Source organism: Halopiger xanaduensis SH-6, assembly GCF_000217715.1.
Taxonomy (GTDB): domain Archaea; phylum Halobacteriota; class Halobacteria; order Halobacteriales; family Natrialbaceae; genus Halopiger; species Halopiger xanaduensis.
Genome location: NC_015666.1, coordinates 766,642 through 790,094, shown reverse-complemented (window position 1 = coordinate 790,094; position 23,453 = coordinate 766,642). Strand labels below are relative to the sequence as shown.

Annotated in this window: 21 protein-coding genes, 1 tRNA gene and 1 pseudogene; 10 read left to right on the top strand and 13 right to left on the bottom strand. The window is 66.5% G+C overall.

Going from position 1 to position 23,453, the window contains the following annotated elements:
- Positions 1–77: 77 nt before the first annotated feature.
- On the top strand, positions 78–2,573 hold the full coding sequence (locus HALXA_RS03895) for a DEAD/DEAH box helicase (protein WP_013879008.1): 2,496 nt from the start codon (positions 78–80) through the stop codon (positions 2,571–2,573).
- A 99-nt stretch (positions 2,574–2,672) separates the two neighbouring features.
- Here HALXA_RS03895 and HALXA_RS03890 read toward each other — a convergent pair whose 3' ends face one another.
- From HALXA_RS03890 to HALXA_RS03875, 4 genes are all read right to left on the bottom strand, one after another.
- Entirely contained in the window at positions 2,673–3,830 is a 1,158-nt protein-coding gene (locus HALXA_RS03890; protein ID WP_013879007.1) for a multicopper oxidase domain-containing protein, read from the bottom strand.
- A 303-nt stretch (positions 3,831–4,133) separates the two neighbouring features.
- Entirely contained in the window at positions 4,134–4,937 is an 804-nt protein-coding gene (locus HALXA_RS03885) for an Sjogren's syndrome/scleroderma autoantigen 1 family protein (protein WP_013879006.1), read from the bottom strand.
- Positions 4,938–5,022: 85 nt separating this feature from the next.
- Entirely contained in the window at positions 5,023–5,457 is a 435-nt protein-coding gene (locus HALXA_RS03880) for a GNAT family N-acetyltransferase (RefSeq protein WP_013879005.1), read from the bottom strand.
- A 50-nt stretch (positions 5,458–5,507) separates the two neighbouring features.
- Positions 5,508–5,972 (bottom strand): TIGR00725 family protein, encoded by a 465-nt coding sequence (locus HALXA_RS03875; protein WP_013879004.1) that lies wholly within the window; start codon positions 5,970–5,972, stop codon positions 5,508–5,510.
- 155 nt (positions 5,973–6,127) lie between these two features.
- On the opposite strand from HALXA_RS03875, the gene mdh reads away from it, so the two are divergent.
- The gene (gene mdh, locus HALXA_RS03870) at positions 6,128–7,042 is read left to right on the top strand and encodes a malate dehydrogenase (RefSeq protein WP_013879003.1); all 915 of its coding nucleotides are present in this window, start codon (positions 6,128–6,130) and stop codon (positions 7,040–7,042) included.
- A 94-nt stretch (positions 7,043–7,136) separates the two neighbouring features.
- Here the strand turns inward: mdh and HALXA_RS03865 are convergent, their stop codons facing one another.
- Positions 7,137–7,382 (bottom strand): ferredoxin, encoded by a 246-nt coding sequence (locus HALXA_RS03865; RefSeq protein ID WP_013879002.1) that lies wholly within the window; start codon positions 7,380–7,382, stop codon positions 7,137–7,139.
- A gap of 149 nt (positions 7,383–7,531) precedes the next feature.
- On the bottom strand, positions 7,532–9,097 hold the full coding sequence (locus HALXA_RS03860) for an alkaline phosphatase (protein WP_013879001.1): 1,566 nt from the start codon (positions 9,095–9,097) through the stop codon (positions 7,532–7,534).
- 201 nt (positions 9,098–9,298) lie between these two features.
- Between HALXA_RS03860 and HALXA_RS03855 the strand changes: the two are divergent.
- Positions 9,299–9,673, top strand: a pseudogene (locus tag HALXA_RS03855) (inorganic phosphate transporter); the annotation flags it as partial.
- Positions 9,674–9,680: 7 nt separating this feature from the next.
- Here HALXA_RS03855 and HALXA_RS03850 read toward each other — a convergent pair.
- Complete coding sequence (locus HALXA_RS03850) at positions 9,681–10,925, bottom strand: magnesium transporter (protein ID WP_013878999.1); 1,245 nt, start codon at positions 10,923–10,925, stop codon at positions 9,681–9,683.
- Positions 10,926–11,130: 205 nt separating this feature from the next.
- Here HALXA_RS03850 and HALXA_RS03845 point away from each other — a divergent pair, with 205 nt between their 5' ends.
- From HALXA_RS03845 to HALXA_RS03835, 3 genes are all read left to right on the top strand, one after another.
- The gene (locus tag HALXA_RS03845) at positions 11,131–13,494 is read left to right on the top strand and encodes an ATP-dependent DNA helicase (RefSeq protein ID WP_013878998.1); all 2,364 of its coding nucleotides are present in this window, start codon (positions 11,131–11,133) and stop codon (positions 13,492–13,494) included.
- Positions 13,494–14,012: a KEOPS complex subunit Cgi121 gene (gene cgi121 / locus HALXA_RS03840; protein WP_013878997.1), complete on the top strand. Its 519-nt coding sequence runs from the start codon at positions 13,494–13,496 to the stop codon at positions 14,010–14,012. Before HALXA_RS03845 ends, cgi121 begins: the two co-directional genes overlap by 1 nt.
- A gap of 177 nt (positions 14,013–14,189) precedes the next feature.
- Complete coding sequence (locus HALXA_RS03835; RefSeq protein ID WP_013878996.1) at positions 14,190–15,365, top strand: LEA type 2 family protein; 1,176 nt, start codon at positions 14,190–14,192, stop codon at positions 15,363–15,365.
- Between the two features lie 48 nt (positions 15,366–15,413).
- On the opposite strand, the gene HALXA_RS03830 is transcribed toward HALXA_RS03835, so the two are convergent.
- On the bottom strand, positions 15,414–16,262 hold the full coding sequence (locus tag HALXA_RS03830) for an iron-sulfur cluster assembly protein (protein ID WP_013878995.1): 849 nt from the start codon (positions 16,260–16,262) through the stop codon (positions 15,414–15,416).
- Entirely contained in the window at positions 16,262–17,326 is a 1,065-nt protein-coding gene (locus tag HALXA_RS03825; RefSeq protein ID WP_013878994.1) for an amidohydrolase family protein, read from the bottom strand. Before HALXA_RS03825 ends, HALXA_RS03830 begins: the two co-directional genes overlap by 1 nt.
- Positions 17,327–17,526: 200 nt before the next feature.
- Here HALXA_RS03825 and HALXA_RS03820 point away from each other — a divergent pair, with 200 nt between their 5' ends.
- A complete protein-coding gene (locus HALXA_RS03820; protein ID WP_013878993.1) occupies positions 17,527–18,570 on the top strand; it encodes an NAD(P)-dependent alcohol dehydrogenase in 1,044 nt (347 codons plus the stop codon).
- A gap of 69 nt (positions 18,571–18,639) precedes the next feature.
- Here HALXA_RS03820 and HALXA_RS03815 read toward each other — a convergent pair whose 3' ends face one another.
- Complete coding sequence (locus HALXA_RS03815) at positions 18,640–18,879, bottom strand: hypothetical protein (RefSeq protein ID WP_013878992.1); 240 nt, start codon at positions 18,877–18,879, stop codon at positions 18,640–18,642.
- A gap of 103 nt (positions 18,880–18,982) precedes the next feature.
- On the opposite strand from HALXA_RS03815, the gene HALXA_RS03810 reads away from it, so the two are divergent.
- Positions 18,983–20,338 carry an oxidoreductase gene (locus HALXA_RS03810; RefSeq protein ID WP_013878991.1) on the top strand — a complete coding sequence of 452 codons (1,356 nt, stop codon included), beginning with the start codon at positions 18,983–18,985 and terminating at the stop codon, positions 20,336–20,338.
- 16 nt (positions 20,339–20,354) lie between these two features.
- Here the strand turns inward: HALXA_RS03810 and HALXA_RS03805 are convergent, their stop codons facing one another.
- The 3 genes from HALXA_RS03805 to HALXA_RS20940 form a co-directional block, all read right to left on the bottom strand.
- Positions 20,355–21,113, bottom strand: a complete 759-nt coding sequence (locus HALXA_RS03805) for a rhodanese-like domain-containing protein (RefSeq protein ID WP_013878990.1) — start codon at positions 21,111–21,113, stop codon at positions 20,355–20,357.
- Between the two features lie 129 nt (positions 21,114–21,242).
- Positions 21,243–21,315, bottom strand: a tRNA-Gln gene (locus HALXA_RS03800).
- Positions 21,316–21,446: 131 nt separating this feature from the next.
- Complete coding sequence (locus HALXA_RS20940) at positions 21,447–22,235, bottom strand: homing endonuclease associated repeat-containing protein (protein WP_013878989.1); 789 nt, start codon at positions 22,233–22,235, stop codon at positions 21,447–21,449.
- Between the two features lie 143 nt (positions 22,236–22,378).
- Here HALXA_RS20940 and HALXA_RS03795 point away from each other — a divergent pair, with 143 nt between their 5' ends.
- Together HALXA_RS03795 and HALXA_RS03790 are read left to right on the top strand one after the other, a co-directional pair.
- Entirely contained in the window at positions 22,379–22,969 is a 591-nt protein-coding gene (locus tag HALXA_RS03795) for an IMP cyclohydrolase (protein WP_013878988.1), read from the top strand.
- A 169-nt stretch (positions 22,970–23,138) separates the two neighbouring features.
- Positions 23,139–23,423: a hypothetical protein gene (locus HALXA_RS03790; RefSeq protein ID WP_013878987.1), complete on the top strand. Its 285-nt coding sequence runs from the start codon at positions 23,139–23,141 to the stop codon at positions 23,421–23,423.
- Positions 23,424–23,453 lie beyond the last annotated feature (30 nt).

Sequence of the window (23,453 nt, the reverse complement as noted above, 5' to 3'; positions counted from 1 at the left end):
ACCGTCGCGAGCGTCGATGATATCACTTTCACCGCGCTTTCTCAACCCTTAACCGCGACCGCGTCGAATCGCCGGCAATGGCAGCCCAGGACGAGGAACCGCCCGCCATCGACCACCCGCTGCTCGAGCCCGACTTCCTCGAACGCCGCCTCTACCAGCTGCGGCTCGCGGGCACGGCCGCGAACCACCACACGCTCGTCTGTCTCCCCACGGGACTGGGGAAGACGACCGTGAGCCTGCTCGTGACGGCCCGCCGGCTCGAGGAGGTCGGCGGGAAGTCGCTCATGCTCGCGCCGACGAAGCCGCTCGTCCAGCAACACGCCGACTTCTACCGCGAGGCCCTCCAGATCCCCGACGAGGAGATCGTCGTCTTCACCGGCGACGTCAGCCCGGACGACCGCGCCGAGACCTGGCAGGAGGCGACGGTCGTGATGGCGACCCCGCAGGTGATCGAGAACGACCTCGTCGGCTCCCGTATTTCGCTTGCCGAGGTCACTCACATCACCTTCGACGAGTGCCACCGCGCCACCGGCGACTACGCCTACAACTACATCGCCGAGCGCTACCACGAGGACGCGAAGAAGCCGCTCGTGACCGGCATGTCGGCCTCGCCCGGCGGCGACGAGGAGGCCATCCTTGAGGTCTGCGAGAACCTCGGCCTCGAGGAAGTCGAGGTGATGACCGAGGAGGACGCCGACGTCTCCGAGTTCACCCACGACACCGACGTCGAGTGGGAGCGCATCGACCTCCCCGACGAGGTGCTCGAAATCCGCGATACGCTGAACGAGGTCATCAAGGAGCGCCTCGAGAAGCTCAAAGAACTGGGCATCGCGAGCTCGACCCAGCCCGACCAGTCCCAGAAGGACCTGAACAAGATGCGCGCGGAGCTGCAACAGCTGATCAACAACGACCAGTCGGAGGGGTTCGAGGGGATGTCGATCCACGCCGAGGTGATGAAGCTCCGCCAGGCCGTCACGCTCGTGGAAACGCAGAGCGTCGAGGCGGTCCGCCGGTACTTCGATCGCCAGCGCAACCAGGCCCGCTCCTCCGGCGCCTCGAAGGCCAGCCAGCGAATGGTCTCCGATCCGCGGGTTCGGGAGGCCATGCGCAAGGCCGAGGACTTCGACGAAATCCACCCCAAGTACCGAAAGACGCGAATGCTGCTGGCCGAGACGCTCGGCCTCGAGGGTGGCGAGCGCGTGATCGTCTTCACCGAGTCCCGGGACACGGCCGAGGCGCTGACGGATTTCTTGAGCGAGAGCTTCGACGCAAAGCGGTTCGTCGGCCAGGGCGACCGCGAGGGGTCCGACGGTATGACTCAGACGGAGCAGCAAGAGGTGTTAGACGAGTTCCGCGCCGGCGAGTTCGAGGTGCTCGTCTCGACCTCGGTCGCCGAGGAAGGGCTGGACGTGCCGGAAGTCGACCTCGTGCTGTTCTACGAGCCCGTTCCCACGGCGATCCGCTCGATCCAGCGCAAGGGCCGAACCGGCCGCCAGTCGGAGGGCCGCGTCGTCGTCCTCATGGCCGAGGACACCCGCGACGAGGCCTACTTCTGGATCTCCCGCCGGCGCGAGAAGGAGATGGAAAACGAACTGCGCGAACTGAAGGGGATGGCCGACGACCTCGCGGAGGAACTCGACGACTCCCAGCAGGCGCTGACGGATTTCGACGGGAACGAGGAGCAACGCTCCTCGGACGGGGCGAGCGGCGACGCCGCGAGCCGAGGCGAGAAAAGCGAAGTGAAAGTAGACGCTAGAGAGGGGGACCCCGACGCCGTCACGGATTCTTCCACTGGAAATGAGGGGGATGCGACACAGCCCGGACTGCGGGACTTCGCCGGCGAGGCCGACCCGAGTTCGGGGGGTGCTGACGAAGCGGACGACGTCGAAACGCACGAACCGTCCGCCGAAGGCGACGCCATCGAAATCGTCGCCGACCAGCGCGAGATGGACGCCAACATCGCGCGGGACCTCTCGAGGCGCGACGAGATCGAGGTCAGCCTCGAGACGTTAGACGTCGGCGACTACGTTCTCTCGGACCGGGTCGTCGTCGAGCGCAAGTCCGTCGCGGACTTCGTCGACTCGCTGGTCGGGGGCGACCGCTCAGTCTTCGAGCAGATCGGCGCGATGGCCCGCCACTACTCCCGGCCCATCGTCGTGGTCGAGGGCGAGGGCCTGTACGAGCAGCGGGACATCCACCCTAACGCCATCCGGGGGGCGCTCTCGAGCCTGGCGGTCGACTTCGACGCGAGCGTGCTCCGAACCGAAAGCGAGGACGACACCACCGAACTGCTGGCGACGATCGCGGGCCGCGAGCAGGAGACCGCCGACCGCGAGGTGTCGGTCCACGGCGAGAAGCAGTCGAAGACGCTGGCCGAGCAACAGGAGTACGTCGTCGCCTCGATCGCCGAGATCGGTCCCGTGACGGCGCGGTCGCTGCTCGAGGAGTTCGGAACCGTCGAGGGGGCGATGATCGCAACGGAAGACGAGTTACAGGAGGCCGACGGCGTCGGTCAGGTGACCGCCGAGCGGATTCGGGAAGTCGTCGGCAGTCGGTATCAGGGCCAGCAGTAACGGAACGGAAACGAGTACAGTTGAACCGGTTATGCCGATGATCCGGGTCTCGAGAACTGGACTCGAGATTCAGAACGAAGTTGACTAAATTGGGCTTCGTCAGCCCTCGTAGCCCGCGTAGTCCATCATCTCCGCGAAGATATCGGAGTCCATGGCGTCGCGGTAGACGATGCCGTTGACCATCCCGCCAGGGTAGGCGTTCCCGTTCATCGCGTGGTCGACCTTGTGGCAGTGCATCAGGTAGATGCCGGGTTCGGCGTCGGCCTCGAACTCGATCGTGTGCCGCTCAGCGGGTGCGATGTTGGTGATGTCCTGTTCGTACTGGGCCGCCTCGGGGACCTGGCCGCCGTCCTTCTCGACGAGGCGGAACCGGTGGTTGTGCGTGTGCATCGGGTGGGACATGTAGCCCGCGTTGACCATGTGGAGCCGGACGGTGTCGCCGTGGTCGACGATGATCGGCGAGCCGTCTTCGGGGTGGAGCGTCCGCGGCAGGCTCTTCCCGTTGATGGTGAACACGTCCGGTTTGCGGTCGCGGGTGCTGTAGTCGACGTCCTCGCCGGCGTACTGGCGGTTCAGTCGGGAGTCCCAGTCCTTGACGGTGAAGAAGTACTCCTTGTCGGCGGGCTCGTACCCCTTCGGATCGACGCGGAAGATGCCGTACATCCCCATGTCGATGTGGCGGTGCGTCTGGTAGTGGCAGTGGTAGAGGTGCGTGCCGGGAACGTTCGCCGGGATCGAGTAGGTGTGCTTCTCGCCGGGCCCGACCGTGATGCCGGTCGTCGTCGGCACGCCGTCGTTCTCCCACGTCTTGCGGACGCCGTGGAAGTGCAGCGTGTGGGCGTGGTCGGCGTCCGTGTTGTCCAGCGTCACCTCGATGTCGTTGCCCTCGGTCGTTCGGATGATGGGGCCGGGAACGCTCGGCTCGCCGTCGTCGGCCTGGAACGCCCACACGCGGGGCAGTTCGACCGGGCCGCCCATCGAGTCCAGCGGGTGGACGGCGTGCTTGGCCGTCACCGAGCGCAGCGTGACGCTGCCGCCCTGTTCGTCCACGTTGACGACTTCGGGCGAACTCGTCCAGGGAAGGTCGTCTCCCTCGTCCCCGTCGTCCGAGGACGCGTCCGTCGTCGCCGGTTGCGCCTCCGAGCCGTCCTGACTCGAGGTACAGCCGGCGAGCGCGGTCGCCGCACCGACACCGGTCGCCGCAACGAACTCGCGTCGAGAGAGCCCCAATCCGGGTGCGCCGATACGATCTTTCATACGGTGTCCCCTACGAAGACCCGACGTATAACGGGGCAAATCAGTTCTTAGCGGGTGGGAAGTGCCGGAAACATGTTCGCCGCAAGTATATAAGTGCAGAGACGCGCACAGCTCGCGAAGAAACGCGAGGCGAACGGGTCCACAGCGGGACTGAGGGTTCGATGGCGGTACCGCACACGATCGTGTCGACGGCGGGGTCGAGTCGATCCGATCGCCTCGAATCGCGACGCTCGGAGAACGAGAATACGGCGGCGAACGGGCGTCGAGGGGACGGCACCGAGCCGGTCGATACCGATACCGCGATTACCGGAGCGTCGACAGCGCCTCGCCGGCCTCGCGTGCGGCCTCGAGACACTCCTTCGCGTACCGGGGATCGTCCGTGGCGGCGGCCTCGCCGGCGAACTTCTCTACGGCCTGGACGAGCGACTCGCGGGCGCTCTCGAGGTCGCCGTCGACCGGCGGCGACGCGGCCGCGCGGCGGGTCGACCCGCTGCGACGCCCGTCGGCCTGATGTGCCCCAGCGGCCGGCTCCTGGCCGCGGCGGTCGGCAGCGGTGGCGGGTGATCGTGACTGCGACTCGGACGGTTCCTCCGCGTTACCGGCCTGCTGAGTGCGTCGCGAGCGATCGGTGGACTCGCGGCTGCGCTCGCTCGAGGCGCTTGCAGGTCGATCCCGCTCATCCGTGCCGCTCGAGTCGGTCCGGTCGGGCTCGGCGCTGGTGCCGGCCGTCGACGCCGTCTCGGCAGCGCCAGTGCCTGCCGCTGCGTCGGCATCGGATGGCGACTCGACGTCGATCGACTGCGCCGACGCATCGGTCGCGGCGGCAGCGGACTCGTCAGCCCCGGCAGCGCCGGGCGATTCCTCGGCCGGTTGGGCCTCGAGGTCAGTCCCCTCGACGGCGTCCGGGTTGCCGTGACAGCTCGGACAGAAGGTAGTCCCGTCCTGCTTGAACAGCGGGTCGCCGCAGGTGCCACAGTGCGTGTTGGTCATCGTCGCGCCCTTGAGCAACAGGTCGCTCATCCGCTGAGTAGCCTCCCGCTCGGCCTTGTCGCGCTCGTACTTCTCCCGGAGTTTTTCGCGCTCGGCTTCCTTGTCGAAATCGCTCATACGCGACTAGAGGTGGCGGGCCGTCGAAAAAGCTGCGACGGGACGACGGTATCGTTGTGGTGCATCCTCGAGCGGTGCGACCGACTCACTCCGTTCGCCGATACATCCCCTTCGAGGCGGGACGCGTCTCCTCGTAGCCGAACCGCTCGTAGAAGCCGTCGACGTCCGCCATCAGGTTCACGTACGCGTCCGGCGGCGCCGCCTCCTCGAGGTAGCTCTCGAGCGCCGCCATGATCCGGGTTCCCAGCCCCTGGCCCTGATGATCGGGGTGAACGGCCATATCCGAAATCTGGTAGACGGTTCCACCGTCGCCGACGATCCGACCCATGCCGACGACCTCGTCGGTCGGCTCGTGGACCGCGACGACGCCGAACAGCGAGTTCGGGAGGCCGCGTTCGATCCCCTCGAGCGAGCGGGGCGGCATCCCGGCGGCCTCGCGCAGATGAGCAAACGTTTCGGGGTCCGGAAGTTCCTCGCGGATCACGTACAGATCGGATCGCGTCGCATCGTCGTCGCTCATATCGAATCGGCCCGTGCGAAGTGAGAAGGTGGTATCGGTTCTTCCGTCGGTCACTCGAGCGCCGCTTCGACCGCATCGACGGCCGCTGCAGGAGTTTCGACGGTCTCGATCTCGAGCGCGAGGTCCTCGAGATCCGAGACGTCGTGAGTTGCGAGGCCGACGACGGGGCGGTCGTAGATGCCGGCGAAGCCGAGCTCGGTGAAGGTGCCGACGCCGCCGGAAAGCGCGATGACGGCGTCGCCGTTCAGCGGGACGAGCGCGTTTCTGGCGTGACCGAGCCCGGTCGCGATCGGGACGTCGACGTAGTCGTTGGCCTCGGCTGTGTCCGCCGACGGGAGGATGCCGATGGTCGTCCCGCCCTCGGCTTTCGCGCCGCGACAGACCGCTTCCATCGTGCCCCCGCGGCCGCCGCAGACGACCGTGTGTCCCCGCGCTGCGAGTTCGCGGCCGACTGCCTCGGCGATCGCCGCTTCCTCGTCCGTGATGATGCCGCCGCCGATGACGCTGACGCGCATACTCGAGTGGGCGGCGGCGGGCCGTATGGACGATTCGATTAGCGGCGACCGCCGACCCCTCGATTCGACAACCGTCGAACAGAAAATTCGTCGAACCGGCTGAAGCGCCCGTTTTCGACGGATTTAACGCGGCGGATGGTAGAGAGTTACACAGTATGACGAAAGTTAGCGTGGTCGGCGCGGCCGGAACGGTCGGGGCCGCCGCCGCCTACAACATCGCGCTTCGGGACGTCGCGGACGAACTGGTGCTGGTCGACATTCCGGACAAGGAAGACGACACGATCGGCCAGGCCGCCGACGTCAACCACGGCGCAGCGTACGATTCGAACACGACGATCCGGCAGGGCGGCTACGAGGACACCGCCGGCTCGGACGTCGTCGTCATCACCGCCGGCATCCCGCGCCAGCCGGGCCAGACCCGGATCGACCTGGCGGGCGACAACGCGCCGATCATGGAGGACATCGGCTCCTCGCTGGCCGAGCACAACGACGACTTCGTCACCGTCACCACGTCGAATCCGGTCGACCTGCTGAACCGCCACCTCTACGAGTCGGGCGAGCGCGCACGCGAGAAGGTGATCGGCTTCGGCGGCCGCCTCGACTCCGCCCGCTTCCGCTACGTCATCGCCGAACGGTTCGACGCGCCCGTCCAGAACGTCGAGGCGACCATCCTCGGCGAGCACGGCGACGCCCAGGTCCCCGTGTTCTCCAAAGTGCGAGTGAACGGGCAGGACCTCGAGTTCGACGACGCTGAGAAGGAGGAACTCCTCGAGGAGCTCCAGACCTCGGCGATGAACGTCATCGAGAAGAAGGGCGCCACGCAGTGGGGCCCGGCCACGGGCGTCGGCCACACGGTCGAGGCCATCCTCCGGGATACCGGCGAGGTGCTGCCCTGCAGCGTGAAACTCGAGGGCGAGTACGGCCACGAGGACGCCGCCTTCGGCGTCCCCTGTAAGCTCGGCTCGGACGGCGTCGAGGAGATCGTCGAGTGGGGCCTCACCGAGTTCGAGCGCAACCAGCTCGGCGAGGCCGCCGAGAAGCTCTCGGAGCAGTACGAGAAGATCGCGTAACGGAAGATCGATCGGCCGGAAGCGGACCGATCGAACCGCCGTCGCTTTTTTGCGGGACCGTCGTCGACCGCGAGAATGCGTCGAATCGCCGACGTTACGGGATCAACTGCTCGCCGTCATCATCGTAAATCTTGATCGCGTCGACGGGGCACGTACGCGCGGCGAACTTCGCGTCGAGTTCCGCGTCGTCGGGCACCTCGCGGACGAAGACGCCGTCCTCAACCTCCTCGCTGTCCGCGAGGTCGGCCTTCCCCGTCGACTTGTTCTCCTCGAAGGCGTCCCACTCGGCGACGCACTGGAACATCCCGATACAGACGTCCTCGTCGAATTCCACTTTCATACGTGAGCGTTCGGCGGAAGGAAGTAAAGCAGTGACGGGACGCCGCCGGTCGTCCGCACCGAACGAACCGGAACGACCCGCTTCGTGGCGGCGACGCGGATCGATCGAATCCGACCGCCGAGGCGGCGTCTACGCGCCCGCCTAGGCGTCTACACGTCGTGGGCCGAGTAGGGAGCCTCGCGGCGGTGACTCGCCTTCGCCGACGGGGACGGGGAATCACCCTCGAGGATACTGAGAACGTCCCCGTAGTCGACGACGCCGTTGCCGTCGCGATCGAGCGCCTTCGTCACGTCGTCGGTGACGGGACCGACGTATTCGAGGGCGAGGGCGGCGTCGCGACGGCCCTTCGGACCGTTCTTGACGACCTTTTGTTCCCAGGCCTCGCGCTCGTTCTCGGAGACGTCGGGGAGGCGACCGAACAGCAGCAGTGCGGTGACGGTCACCGAGAGGTCGGTGTGGTGGATCCAGCCGTTGAACGGGTCGACGTCGGCGCCGGCGGCCATGACCGTCTGTGCCGGGCCGGTGTGGACGTTCGAGGCCCACGAGACGCCGAGGTGGTCGGAGACGACCGCCCCGAGTTCGTTCGAGAGGGCGTAGGGATCGTCGGCGCCGACGACGTCCTCGATCCGCGCGACGTCCTCGTCGGTGAGGTCGACGTCGACGTGCGCTTCGACCGTCTCGCGCACCGGTTTGCCGCCCTCGATAGACTCGGCGATGGCCGCGTTGCTCGCCCGCGCGTTCCGGATCGCCTCCGCGTCGATCGGCGACCCGTAGTCGTTGCCGGTCGCCAGCCCGCCGGTCTCGTGGTCGGAGGCGACGACGACCAGCGTGTCGTCGCGGCCCTCGGCGTACTCGAGCGCCCAGTCGACGACCGCGTCGAACTCCTTCGTCTCGGCGACCGTCGTCTGGATGTCGTTGCCGTGTTCGGCGTGATCGATCCGGCCGCCCTCGACCATCAGGAAGAAGCCGTCGTCGCCCCCTTCGAGGCGGTCGACCGCGGCGGCGGTCATCGCGGGCAGCGAGGGGATCGACTCGTCGCGGTCGAGGGTGTAGGTGATGTGGCTGTCGTCGAACAGGCCGAGCAAACGATCGCCGCTGGCGGCTTCGAGGTCGCTCTCGTCGAACAGGACTTCGTAGCCCGCGTTCCGCGCCCGATCGAGCAACGCGTCGTCGAACTCGCGGCGACCGCCGCCCATGAGCACGTCGACGTCGCTCTCGACGTACTGCTGTGCGATCGCCGCCTCCATGTCGCGATCGGGGACGTGGGAGGCGTAGACGGCCGGCGTCGCGTGGGTGATCCGGGTCGTCGAGACCAAGCCTGTCGCCTTCCCCTGTGCCTGTGCCAGCTCGAGCTGGGTCACCAGCGGCGTCGGATCCTCGTAGTCCTCGTCGCCGCGGACGGAGACCTGTCCGTTGAACGCCTTGTGGCCCGTCGCGAGCGCGGTCCCGGCCGCCGCGGAGTCGGTAACCTCCCCGCTGCGGGAGTTTGTCCGAGTGTAGCCGACGCCGGTCATCGACTGCAGCGACAGATCGCCGTGGACGACCGACGTGACCTCGATCGGGTCGAACCCCATGCCGTCGCCGATCAGGACGATCACGTTCTCGATATCACTTCCTCGACGGCCGTTCCCGCCGGCCGACTCCGCGCCGACCGCGCCGGTTGCGCCGAGGAGTCCAGTCGCACCCAGAGCCGTGACGAATTGTCGTCGTCGCATACTGCATGCGAGAGGCCCACGAACGCACTAACTATCCTTTATATTACTATCGTGTTTACTATGGTTGAAATCAATAGGGCATAATAGCGAACGGGAATCGACAGTGGTACCGAGCGGTTTTCGGCCGGCCGTCCCCGTCACGAGCGTTCCGCACGTCGCGGGAACGCTTTTACAGCCCGTCATGAAAACTCGACGGACGAAATGGTCGCTCCCTCGTCTGCGCTCGTTATCGGAACCGCCGTGGTCGCCTGTCTCTGTATGGCGTGGGTCCTCGCCGCCAACAGTAACTCGCCGCCGTTCGCGCCGGCGATCGGCGCGAACGCGATCTCGACGATGCGGGCCGCGTTCGTCATCGGGCTGCTCGCGACCGCGGGGGCGCTCATGCAGGGCGGGAGCATCTCGGAGACCGTCGGCGCCGACCTCATCGACGGGGTCGCGATCACGCCGCTTGCGGCCACCGCGGGGCTGCTCACCGCGGCGACGTTCATGGGGATCGGCATCTACACGCGGTATCCGATCCCCGCGGCGTTCGCGACGACGGGCGCGATGGTCGGCGTCGGCCTCGGGCTGGGTGGCGGCCGTCTCAGAGGACAGCCTGCGCCAGTCCGAGGAAGATGAAAAAGCCGAGGACGTCGGTCATCGTCGTGATGAAGATCGTCGCCGACGTCGCCGGATCCTTGCCGATCTTATCGAGGAGCAGCGGGATGATCGTGCCGAAGAAGCCGGCGATGACGAGGTTCAACACCATCGACACGCCGAGGACGAGACCCAGGAGGGGACTCTGATTGAACACCGACGCGATGAGCGCGACGAGGACGCCCGTAATGAGACCGTTCGCAGCGCCCGCGACGATCTCGTTGACGACGGCCCGCCCCCCGGTCGACAGCGAAATCTGATCGAGGGCGATGCCGCGGACGGTCACGGCCATCGACTGCGTGCCGGCGTTGCCGCCCATCCCGGCGACGACCGGCATGTACACCGCGAGCAGCGTGAACGCCGCGATGGTGTCCTCGAAGAAGCCGACCGCCCCGGCCGCCAGGAACGCCGTTCCGAGGTTGATGATCAGCCACTTGTACCGGTATCGCACCTTCGAGAGCGGCCCGTCGAGGATGCTCTCCTCCTCCTGGACACCCGTGAACTCGTAGAGCGTCTCGGTCGCCTCCTCCTCGACGACCCGAAGGAGATCTTCGGCGTGGATGACTCCCATAATCGTGCCGTCGTCGTCCAGCACGGCCACCGAACTCTCGGGGTGCTCCCGGAACACCTCGACGACGTCTTCGTCGGGGACGTCGTACCTGACCGCGGGCGTTTCGTGGACGTGTTCGCGGATCTCCGCTCCGTCGTCGACCATCGCCAGCGCCTGTCCGGGGAGTTCGCCCGCGAGTTCCCCGTCGTCGGTGACGAAGATGAGCGGAATTCGGCCGGTCCCTTCCTCGAACCGCTGCACTCGCTGCGCGACGGCCTCGAGGTCCCGATCGATCTCGACGGTGACGTAGTCGAGGTCCATGAGGCCGGCCGCGCTCTCGGGACTGAACTCGAGCAGGAACTCGACTTTCTCGCGCCGACTCTCGTCGAGGTGACGGAGCACGTCCGTCCGCGTGGATTCGTCGGTCAGTTCCAGGACGTCCGCGGCCTCGTCGGGGTCGAGCCGTCGGACGAACTCCCGTAACCCGTCGGGGTCGAGATCCTCGACGAGCGACCGGCGAACCGTCTCCGGGAGGAGGTAGAACACCTCCCGCTGTCGGCGCCGCGACAGTCGCTCGAACTCCGCGGCCGGCGTCGGCGACGTCGCGATCGCCTGCTGGATGTCCGATAGCTGTTCGGGCATACAGCGAAGCGCGTCGCGTTCGTCTAAATGGTTGGGGGTTCGGACGGTATCGGCGGAGAGAACTGCCGGGACGATCCGGTAGACGGCAGTCGCGGACGGAACGCGCCGGCGGACCGGTCCGTCCGGTCGCGGACTCGGATCCGGGAGTCCGAACGACGGGACCGGAGACGACAGTTTAAACCGCGACACGCGCCAAACGCGGGTAATGAACGTCGAGGAGCTGTCCGGGCTCCCACCCGGTGCCGTCTCCCACTTTCGGGACCAGGGTATCGAGGAGCTCTACCCGCCACAGGCCGAGGCCGTCGAGGCCGGCGCGACGGAGGGCGACAGCCTCGTCGCCGCGGTGCCGACCGCCAGCGGCAAGACGATGATCGCCGCCCTCTCGATGCTGTCGGCGGTCCAGCGCGGCGGGAAGGCGCTGTACATCGTCCCGCTGCGGGCCCTGGCCAGCGAGAAGAAGGCGGAGTTCGAAGCCTACGAGGAGTTCGGCGTGACCGCGGGCGTCGCGACCGGCAACTACGAGTCGACCAGCGACTGGCTCGCCACGAAGGACATCGTCGTCGCCACCAGCGAGAAGGTCGACTCGCTCGTGCGAAACGGCGCGGACTGGCTCTCCGATCTGACCTGCGTCGTCAGCGATGAGGTCCACCTCATCGACGACCGGAATCGGGGGCCGACGCTCGAGGTGACCCTCGCCAAACTCCGCAAGCTCAACCCCGATCTGCAGACGGTCGCGCTGTCGGCAACGGTCGGCAACGCCGACGAAATCGCCGACTGGCTCGACGCCGAACTGGTCGAGACCGACTGGCGGCCGATCGACCTCCGGATGGGCGTCCACTACGGGAACGCGCTGAACTTCGACGACGGATCGACCAGAGAAGTGCCCGTCGAGGGCTCGGAGAAGCAGGAGGCCGCGCTCGTCCGGGACATTCTGCAGGAGGGGGGCTCCTCGCTTGTGTTCGTCAACTCGCGGCGCAACGCCGAAGCCGCCGCCCGCCGGCTAGGAAAAGTTGCGAGCCGCGAACTCACACCCGAAGAGGAGGACCAACTCGCCGAGTTAGCCGAGGAGATTCGGGACGACAGCGACACAGAGACCAGCAAGGACCTGGCCGACTGCGTCGAGCGCGGCTCGGCCTTCCACCACGCCGGGCTCTCTTCCACGCAGCGATCGATCGTCGAGGACGCCTTCCGCGACCGCCTGCTGAAGGTGATCTCGGCGACGCCGACGCTCGCGGCCGGCGTCAACACGCCCGCTCGCCGCGTCATCGTCCGCGACTGGCGGCGGTTCGACCCCAGCGCCGGCGGGATGGCCCCGCTGGACGTCCTCGAGGTCCACCAGATGATGGGCCGGGCGGGGCGGCCGGGACTGGATCCCTACGGCGAGGCCGTCCTGCTGGCGAAGAACCACGACGAGAGTCAGGAGCTGTTCGACCGGTACGTCTGGGCCGACCCGGAGCCGGTGCGCTCGAAGCTGGCGGCCGAACCCGCCCTGCGGACGCACGTGCTGGCGACCATCGCGTCCGGGTTCGCCCGCACCCGCGAGGGCCTGCTCGAGTTCCTCGAGGCGACGCTGTACGCGAGCCAGTCCAGCGAGCCGGGGCGGCTCGAACGCGTCGCCGACGACGTGCTGGACTATCTCGAGCGGAACGACTTTATCGAGCGCTCCGGCGGTGCGAGCGACGCGGGCGCCGGCGACGGTGCGTTCACCTCTGCGGCCGATCTCGCCGAGCAAAACGACAGGGAGGAGGAACTCGAGGCCACCAGCCTCGGTCACACCGTCTCGCGGCTCTACCTCGATCCGATGAGCGCCGCCGAGATCGTTCACGGCCTCGAGAGCGCCGACGACCGGCCGACCGCGCTGGGACTCTACCAACTGGTCTCGCGCACGCCGGACATGTACGAACTCTACCTCCGATCGGGCGAGGACGAGAAGTTCGGGGAGCTCTACTACGAACGAGAAGCCGAACTGCTCGGCGACGCGCCCAGCGAGTTCGAAGAGGAGCGCTTCGAGGACTGGCTCGCCGCCCTCAAGACGGGGAAGCTGCTCGAGGACTGGGCCGAAGAAGACGACGAGGAGCGCATCACCGAGCGGTACAAGATCGGCCCCGGCGACCTGCGCGGGAAGGTCGACACCGCCGAGTGGCTGCTCGGGGCCGCCGAGTCGCTCGCGCGGGAGATCGACAGCGAGTGGACCGTCGCGGTCCGGGAGGCCCGCGCCCGCGTCGAACACGGCGTCGGCGACGAACTACTCGAGCTCGTCTCGGTCGGCGGCGTCGGCCGCAAGCGCGCCCGCCGGCTCTACGAGGCCGGCATCGAGGAGCCCGCGGACCTCCGGAACGCCGACAAGGGCGTCATCTTGAACGTACTCAAGGGGAAGAAAACGGCCGAGAACATCCTCGAGAACGCCGGTCGCGAGGACCCGTCGATGGACGAGGTCGAGCCGGCGAGCGGGGACGCCGGCGGGACGACCGGCGACTCGAGTGCTGGGGACGAACCGAACGCCAACGACGCCGAGACGGCCGAATCGGCCGACGCCGACGAGAGCCAGTCCAGCCTGGGTGATTTCTGATGGAGCTACTCGAATGCCGCCTCGAAATCGACGACCTCGATTCGTTCGTCACTGCGATCAACGAGATCGGCGACAAACACGACGTCACGATCCAGGCGTTCGACGCCCGCTACGTCGCCGACCGCAGGCACGTAGAGCGGGCCGTCGAACTGGCCGATCGGGCCATCGACCGCGGCGAGAACGTCGCCCGGAACCGCGCGGTCGAGATCCTGCTGTACGCCGCCGGCCGCCGACAGATCGACCGCGCGCTCGCAATGGGCGTCGACGAGGGCGAGAACCGGGCGGTCGTGCTGGTCGATAGCCAGTCCGGCCGCGGTAGCGGCGGGAACGAATCCGCCGCAATCGCCGACCTCGCCGACCTCGAGGCGTTCGTCGAACGAACGCCGACGCTCGAGTCGCCGGACGAGGCGACGCTGTGCGAATTCTTCGAGATCACCGACGCCGAACGCGAGGCGACGGACGCGTCGCTCGCGGCGCTGGTCCGCGAGCGGGTCGCGCTGCTCGAGGTCGAGAAGTAGTCCCACTGTGACGCCGCCGTCGGCGTCCATCCGCTCCCGTTCTCAGCGAACTGCAAAACTCGAGTCAGTACGCGACGCGTTTCGGCTCGATCGCGTCGCTATCGTGTCAAATTCGGCGTTTATACTCGATTTCGAACCAACCATCTATATTGGACGTCGGTTCCTGTGGCCGGACGAATGATCAGGAGAGTGCTGTCGGTCGTCCTCGTCCTCAGCGTCTGTTCCGCCGGCGCGCTCGGCGGACTGTACGCCGCCGGCGTCGTCGGCCTCCCAGACGCCGGCCTCGCGGACAACGAGTGGGGCGAGGTAAGCGACGAACGGATCGAGGTGATCTCGACGGTCTGGATCGACAACCCGAATCCGGGGATCGAACTCGACGACGTGACCCTCGAGTACGACCTCTCGATGAACGACGTCGACCTCGCGAACGGATCGGTCGACGGGGTTGCGGTGCCTTCGGGCAACTCGACGACCGAGATTCGGACGGACATGCGGTACCAGCAATTGCCGTCGTGGTGGGCCTCCCACGTCCGGAACGACGAGGTGAGCGCCCTCGAGGCCGACGTGACGGCCCACGCCAGCCTCGGCCCGTTCTCCGGGTCGCCCTCCTACACCCACGAAGACGAGATCGAGACGGACCTCGAGACGATGATCGAGGAGTCGCTGGCGGCACAGGAGGGCGAGCACTCGCTGTCGCCGGTACGGACCGGCTCCGGCCCGCAGCAGGAGTTGGTCGAGCCGACCGTCGAAATCCGCGACACCGACGCCGAGTGGGGCGAGGTCACCGAGAACCGGACCGAACTGCACCTCACGTTCGAGGTGCACAACCCGAACGCCTACCCGCTGCCGACGCCCGCGCTGACGGGCGAGATGGAGTTCAACGACCGGATGGTCGCCCAGTGGGACGCCCACGAGGTCGAGTTGCTCGACGCGGCCTCCGACACGACGATTCCGCCGCAGGGAACCCGCGAGATCACGTTCGTCGCCGAAATGGAGAACGACGACATCGTCTCGTGGTTCGCGACCCACGTCGACAACGAGGAGTTCACCGACGCCGAGATGCGCGCCCAACTCGCGATGACCATCAACGGCGAGACGGTGACGATTCCCGAGGACGGCGACGCGATCCGCTGTAACTACGACATGCGGACCGCCATCTTCGTCGACCAGGAGGCCGGCCTCGAGAACCGAAGCTGCGAGGTCATGCCGTGGGCGACGCCCGACGGCGACGCGCTCGAGGACTCCGGCGGCGGACTCGATCTGACCGACTGGGACGGCAACGAGAGCGACGATTCGAACACCATCGAATCGGACGAGAACGATTCCGACGAACCGCTCTGGGTCGGGATTTAAGGAACGCGCCGCTCGAGCCGAGAGTTGGCCGCGTCGCCCCGCTGCGGCTCAGTCGTCCGCCGTCTCGGCGTCGCCCGTGGCGCTCCCCTCGCCGCCGAACCGCCGTTCTCTGGCTTCGCGCAACCCGTCGCAGATGCCGCCCTGGCTCGACATGTTGACCTGCGCGAGCCGGCCCCGCCGGTGGACGAGGTCGAACGACTCGAGGTCGATCGGCTCCCCGTCCGGCGTTCGAAACAGCGGCTCGGTCGGGGCCGCGAGCGCGCCCGTCTCGCGGGCCTTCTCGAGGTAGCGGTCGATCGGCGCCGCGGGGACGGTGACGGCGACCGTCCGGTCTTGTACGTAGATAGCGATGCGTTCGGCTTCCGCTCCCGCCCCGCCGTCGTCGGCGCCCTCGAGTTCGTACCGCTCGAGGTCGGCCGGCCGCAGATCGACGATCGTTTCGGGCTCGAGGCCGGCCTCGAGCAGGGTTTCAACGGCGTCGTACTGGCGGGCGACGCGGGCCTTCTCGTCGAGGTCGGCGCGGACGGCTTCGACGTCGCCGTCGGCGTCCGGGAACGACTCGGCGAAGGAGCGCCGCTCGTTCACGCCGCGGTTGATTTCCTCGGCGTGCATGTGCTCGTCCAGGACGATACGGGCCTCCTCGACCGCCGGCAGCGACTCGACCTCGTCGCGGGCGTCGACGGCCATCATCCAGGCGAAGGCCGGCGAGCACCACGCGGTGGGGAGCGTGAACTCGACCGTGACGCGGTCGCCGTCGATCTCGATCGCGTCGATATACTCGAGTTCGACGATCGAACGGTCGAGTTCGGGGTCGGTGACCCGATCCAGTCGGTCGCGGACGGCCGCTCGAGTCGGGGCGGGAGACCCGGCGCGGCCGTCGGATTCGGTTTCACTCATTAGTCGTCCGCGGGGGCTGGTTCCTCGCTGGCGTAGTGGTCCTCGAGGCCGAACCGCTCGCTGATGTCGTCGTCCTGGAACTGGCGGCGCTTTTCCTCGAGATCGATGTCGTACAGTTCGGCGGCGTTCTCGCCCATGACCTTCTTTTTCGTCTCGAGGTCCCACTCGACGCCGTACTCCATGCGGTGTTCCTGCAGGAACTCGGCTTCCATGACCTCTTCGACGAGCCAGTCGGGGTTCCACAGCGCGTAGTCGGAGCCGAAGAGGATCCGGTCCTCGCCGAGCCACCAGAGCAGTTCGGACATGATCTCCGAGAACTTGCCGGGGCGGTTCTGGGCGAACGGGGCGGCGACCGCGAGCCCGCCGTAGACGTTGTTCTCCTGGGCGGCGATCCAGCAGAAGTCGTCGAGGCGAGGCAGGCCGACGTGCTCGACGATGAAGTTGAGTTCCGGGAACGACGACGCGGCGTCGTCGACGTCCGCCACGTCGAATGCGTCGCGGTTGAGGGGGCGGATCGTCGGCCCCTTGTGGGCGTGAATGTTCTCGATCCCGAGGTCGGCGCACTTCTCGAGGAACCGGAAGGCCTCCTCGTCGTCGAGGCGCCACCCCTTCGACTCGTCGCGCCACTCGGCGGTGTAGAGTTTGACGCCCGGCACGTCGTAGGTCTCGTGGAGTTCCTCGAGGTACTCGAGGCCCTCGTCGCCGTCCCGCGGATCGAAGCTGCCGTTGAGGACGAACCGTTCGGGATACTCGTCGGCGAGTTCGGCGTTCTGCTCGGTGGTGTTGAACCCCTCCTCGTAGAAGTCCGTGAGGTACGTCGGCTGGAAGATGCCCATGTCGACCGCCGCGTTGCCGAACATGTCCTCGACCATCCGCTCGGCGCCGTACTTGCGGTACTCTTCCATGCTCCACTGCCGGTCCTCGGGCGTGAACGTCGTGTGGTAGTCGTAGAAGCACTGGATGAACTCCTCCCCGCCCTCGTGTTGGATGTTCTCCTCGGTCGCGTCCCACAGGTGCACGTGGGCGTCGATCACGAAGACGTCCTCACCATCATGCTGATACATGGCACGCGGGCAGTCAACACGGTTCTTAATTATTCTTTCCCACAAATTAGTAGACTGCCACCGGAAGGGACAACTATATGCGATGACAGTAGACGTTCATCCAACACTTTCGGCTCGAGTTGATTGTTTCCCAATATGTTCGGCGATAGAGAGGCGGGGTGAACGTTTACGTCGTGTACGGTGAAGTGCGGTATGCTACCATGCAAGCAGCCCGACTCCACGAGTACACCGACGACATGAGCGAGGCGCTGCGGATCGACGACGTCGACCGCCCGGAACTCGAGCGCTCCGATCAGGTGCTGGTCGAGGTCGAGGGCGCGGGCTGGTGCCAGACGGACAACCACATCATCGAGGGGATGTGGGCGGACTACGCGCCCCAGGACCTGCCGATGACGCTGGGCCACGAGAACGCCGGCATCGTCGCCGAGACGGGCGAGGAGGTGACCCTGGTCGAGGAAGGCGATCCCGTGATCTGTCACCCCGTCCAGACCTGCGGCATCTGTCGGCCCTGCCGGCTCGGCGAGGACATGTACTGCGAGAATTCGGCGTTCAACGGCCTCACAACCGACGGCGGCTTCGCCGAGTTCCTCCAGACCAACGAGCGCGCGGTGATCCCGCTGCCCGACGGCATCGATCCGACCGAGATCGCACCCCACGCCGACGCGGGGATCACGGCCTACCACGCCGCCAAGAAGGCCGTCGACGAACTGAACCCCGGCGACGCCTGCGTCGTCATCGGCATCGGCGGCCTCGGCCACATCGGCCTCCAGTGTCTCGAGGCGATGAGCGCCGCCGACATCCTCGCCGTCGACGTCAAGGACGAAGCGCTCGAGTTGGCCGAGGACCTCGGCGCGCGACACACGGTCAACTCCGCCGAGGAGGACCTCGCCGACGCCGTCGCGGACCTGACCGACGACGAGGGCGCCCAGCAGGTGCTCGACTTCGTGGGCGCCGACGAGACGACCGGCGCCGCGCCCGACATCGTCGCCGCCGGCGGCGACCACCACATCATCGGCTACGGCGGCCACATCCACGAACCCTGCCAGGCGCTTGTCGACGGCGAGTTCTCCTTCAAGGGCACGCTCGTCGGCCAGTACGCCGAACTGCAGGAACTCGTCGCGCTGGTCGACCGCGGCGACGTCGAACTGCGGACCGAGCGGTACGATCTGGCGGATATCAACGCGGTCGCGGAGCGCCTCGAGCACAACGAGATCGAGGGGCGAGCGGTCGTGACGCCGCCCTGAGTCGACCCTCCGACGACTCGAGGAACTCAAGCCGATCAACGCGGCCTCGAGCCGATCAATTTAACTGAACTACTGGATCGAGCGCGTCCACTCCTCGTCGGGTGCACTTCGTTCGAACCGAGCGCCCTGTCCGCACCGCGGACAGTTGAACTGCCGGAACTCGACCTCGCGTCCGATAACCGGGATCGTCTTCATCGTCCCCTCGTTCCGGAGTTCCATCTCGATTTCGCACGTCGAACACGTGGGCGGGTCCGCCGCGAGGTCGTTTTCGGTGGGTATCGTTCCATGTTGTGTGTTATCGTCAGACATACTTCAGCCGTTCGCGTCCGTCGTCCGAGCATCGCGGACCCAGTAGAGCGCGGTCGGGGCGAACCGGCAGTACGCTCTTGTACAGTCGCGGAATACGCCCTCCATGGCCACCCTCGAGGACCCCGTCGAGATCGGCGGCTGCGAGATCCCCAACCGCCTCTACCGCGCGCCGCTGCTCGAGTGCGCGGGCAACGGCCCCGACGCCGTCGACGCGCTGATCGACGACCTCGAGCCAGCCGCCGCGTCGGGCGTCGGACTTATCTGCCAGGGTGCGACCATCGTCCGCGGCGAGGGCGGCTGCGCCGCGCCGGGGATGACCCGCGTCCACGATCCGGCGTTCGTCTCTCGACTCGAGCGGCTGACCGACCGGATCCACGACCACGGCGGCCGGATCTTCGTCCAACTCGAGCACGGCGGCCTCCGGAGCATGGAAACCTGGCACGCCGAGTACCGCCGCGAGCACCCCGATCTCGAGCAGTTGGCGGTTTCGAACCCGCCGTGGCAGCTGCGGCTGCTCGACCGGCTGGGATTCCTTTCCTACGACCCGCACGTGCTCTCGACCGACGAGGTGTACGACCTCGCGGCCGATTTCGGCCGCGCCGCGGCGCACGCCGTCGACGCGGGCTACGACGGGATTCACCTCTCGGGGGCGAACATGGGGATCGTCCAGCAGTTCCTGTCGCCCTTTTACAACCGCCGCAGCGACGAGTTCGGCGGGAGTCCGGAAGCGCGCCTCGAGTTCCTCGCGCTCGTCCACGACGAGATCCGAGACCGCGCCGGCGACGTTCCCCTGATGACGAAGGTGCCGGCCGAAACCCCCGCGCCGCCGTCGCCGCTCGTCCGCCGGAAACTCTCGACCGCAGACGGTGTCGAAATCGCGCAGCGACTCGAGCGGATCGGCTACGATGCGGTGGTGCCCGTCCGGACGTCGGTCGTCTGGGACATGAGCATCGTCCGCGGCGAGTATCCCGAGCGCGCCTGGGAGAACGAGGCGCTACGGGCGGAGTACGACGCGGCCTTCGGCGGGTCGACGCGCCGTCGGCTGGTCGCGCTGGGGAACCGGCTCGAGTCGCTGCAGTACGACTTCGAGCCGGCCTGGAACGAGGACTTCTGCCGACGGGTCCGCGAGCAAGTGTCGATTCCGGTGCTCGCGGAGGGCGGGATTCGGGACCGGGCGCAGATGGATCGCCTGCTGGGCGCCGCCGACGCAGCGCCCGCCTGCGACATGGTCGGCATGGCCCGTCCCTTCTACGCCGAACCCCGACTGGGGGCGCGGCTGCTCGAAACCGATGCCAACGCCGACCCCGAAAATCCGCGAGTCGTCTGCGAGAGCTGCAACAACTGTACGGTACCGCAAGTCACCGGCGCGCCAGGGGTCTGCCGGACGCCCGAGGTACTGCGACGACGGGGCGAACTCGAGCGCGAAGGGGCGTACGAATCCGGTCGATCCGGGCTGTAGTATAGAAGAACAGTTCTTAGGGCGTAATGACGGTGTTCGTCAACTCGGCGAGGCTCCCTTCGACCGTGTAGTCCGGGGCCTCGACTCTGAACGCCGAGTCTGTCGACCCCGCGTAGTGGAGCTGTAGCGTGTACGAGCCGTCCTCGGCGATCGGTGCCGCTTCGTTGCGGTCGGCGTCGACCTGCTCGAGCATGACCATCTCGCCGGCGTAGCTGGCGTCGGACTGGCCCTCGATCTCATATGTTGCACGGTCCGCCGAAACTTCGGAGCCCTCGAGCGGGTAGCCGTTATCGATCCAGGCCTGAAATCCTTCGTCGATCGCGTACACCTCCTCGTAGCCGTTATCGATGAGCGACGCGGCCCGAAGTCCCGAGAGGTGGTGCGGACAGCCGCAGTAGGTCACGATACGATCGTCCGTGGGCCAGTCTGCGATCGGGTCGTTCGAGACGCCGTCTGGGGCGGAACTCAGCGGCGCCCCCGCGATGTGTGCCTGCTCGTACTGATCCGATCCACGCGCATCGGCGACTCTGGCTTCCTGCCGTCGATACCAGTAGTAGACGTCCTCGATCGGCGCCAACGGAACTTCGACGCCGTCGAACGTCGCCGTCTCGTAGCTGTCGGTGTCGATCGACCGTTCTTCGGGCATCGACTCCGGCTCCGGGCCGTACCCGTCAGCACCGCTCCCGTCGGTATTGTTCCCGTTGCCGCCGAGACAGCCGGCGACGCTGCCGAGCGCCGTCACCCCGCCGAGCGCGAGGAACGTCCGTCGATTCATATTTAGTCACTAACGACGGTGGAAAGATATGGCTTCTGGTGACGGATACGCACCCGCCGACCCCTTCGTTTCAACTGGAAATCGACTGACGGCACTCGAGGAGTGCTCGAGTCGAAAGAACGGGAGAAGTAGTCCATCCTGGATTCGAACCAGGGTCGAAGCCCCCAGAAGGCTTCAGGATTGGCCACTACCCCAATGGACTGACATGTCTCCGTCGGGTCTACGTTCCGACGGTGTATTCGATCATAGCAGGGGTTCGTATTAGAGTGTTACGAACTCGGTCGAAAATCGACCTCCCGGAAGATTCGACACTAGAGCCGTCTCGAAAGGGGGTTAGTCGGTTGGTGGAACAAAGTGTTCCACCCGGTGGCAGTTCGCACAGAGAATACGACACCGTTCAATCTCGGTTTGAATTCTATCGATAGATCGACTATTTGATACGAGAGTTGCAACGGTAGACTCTTTCTCATCACCGATGTGATGAAAATCTAAACAAGCGGGATGCGACTCGTCGCATCGTTCGCAGCCACTGGTCTTGCGTTTTCGTTCGTGTACCCACTGCTTCCGTTCACATTCCGGCGGTGTATAGTGAATTTGACGGTGGCAATTGGCACAGAGTACGTCGCACTTCTCGATCTCTTCGCGAAGTCGCTCCTTCCCATAGCCGTAGGTTACCATCTTCCCAACCGCCATCTCCTTCGCGGCGGTGTCGACGTGGTGAAAGTCGAGACACGCGACAGTATCGGTCCCACACCGTGTACATCCTCGCTTGCGCTTTATCTCGTTGAGCCAGGAACGAAGCCGTGATCGGCGGCGCAACGACCGTTCCGTATTCCACTCGGCGTTCCGATAGTGCCATCGCTGGTCGACCGAAAGTTCCGCCCAGACGAGATCGGGCGGAAGTTCAACGTCGTCCGGTTTCGGCTGTACGCGAGAGCCGCTCGAGGGGTTCGTCTCGAGTTCCGCTTTCGCCTTCGCCTCGTTCCACCCGCCACACGACCGGATGATCGTCGCGGACGCCGGCGTCAACCCCAGTTCCTCGTACTGCGCTTTCGTCGGGGACTCGCCGAGTCGCTCGGCGGCCTCCCGCAGCGCCTCGAGACACTCCGCTTCGGTCGTCACGGCCCGATTGGGCGCGCTATCCGGTATAAACGTGCGTCCGTACACCGGATCCGATCCCGGCCGCTTCGATGCCGGTCCCGGCGAATATGACCGCACGAGTGCAAACCGATACGGCTTTTCCGCTCTCCCGTGCAGCCACGCGTATGTACGTCGGACGCTTCGTCGTCGTCGGTCCCGAGGTCGGCGCCTACCGCGTCTCCTCGAGATCGTTCCCGAACCGCAAGCTCACCGAACGCGAAGACGCGCTCACCGTCGGCCCCACCGACGATGCGCCGGAGACGGACAACCCGTACGTCTCCTACAACTGCCTGCGGGTGGTCGAGACGCCCACGGGCGAAACCGCCGCCTTCGGCAACGGCTCGCACGTCGACCCGATCGCGGAGAAACTCGAGCTCGGCTACCCCGCCCGCGACGCGCTCACGGAGAGTCTGCTCGCGCTGGACTACGAGAAGGACGACTACGACACGCCCCGGATCGCGGCGACGATCGGGGACGACGGGGAGGCGCTGATCGGCACCGTCCGTAAGGACGCGCTGCTGGTCGAGACCGTCGACGAGCCGACGCTGGTCGCGACCTACGAGAAGAACGCGCCCGAAGCGTTCGATTTCGAAGCCGAGACGGCCGAGGAAGCAGCGCGGGAAGCCTACGACCTCGAGTTCGAACACGCGGTCTGTGCCGCAGGCGTCGCGCGGACCGACGACGGGTTCGAGACGGCGATAGAGAACGGCGAGTAGGACTGGAGTCGGGGGTTACGACCCGGCGTCCTGTCCGGAACAAGCGGTGGACGGAAGTACTGGCTCGGCGGGTTTTCGTTCGAATCCGCGACGATCGAGCGGCCGTCCCGTCGGTCGACGGCACGGCCGGTCCCGTACTTATTTACTGACTCCGGTAGTGTCTATGATAATGGACTTTCACCCCGAGCAGTTCTTTTCAGAGCCGAGCGGCTGGGCTAATGCCCGAATCTCCTTCGGCGGTGGACTCTCGTTCGTTGCCATCTACGCGTATTTCGAACTCCTGTACGGTAGCGGACTACCCGCACTGCTGATCATCGGCGTCGCGATGACCCTGTCGGGGATCGCCGAAGTGCTGCCGAAGAACCGGCGACGGGCGGCGATCGTCTTCCGAGTAACGGCGATCGGTATTCTCGTCGTTCTCGTCGTTCGATCGGTCGTGCGCGTGCTTTCGTGAGGAAGACGTACCAAACGGCTCCGCGCCCCG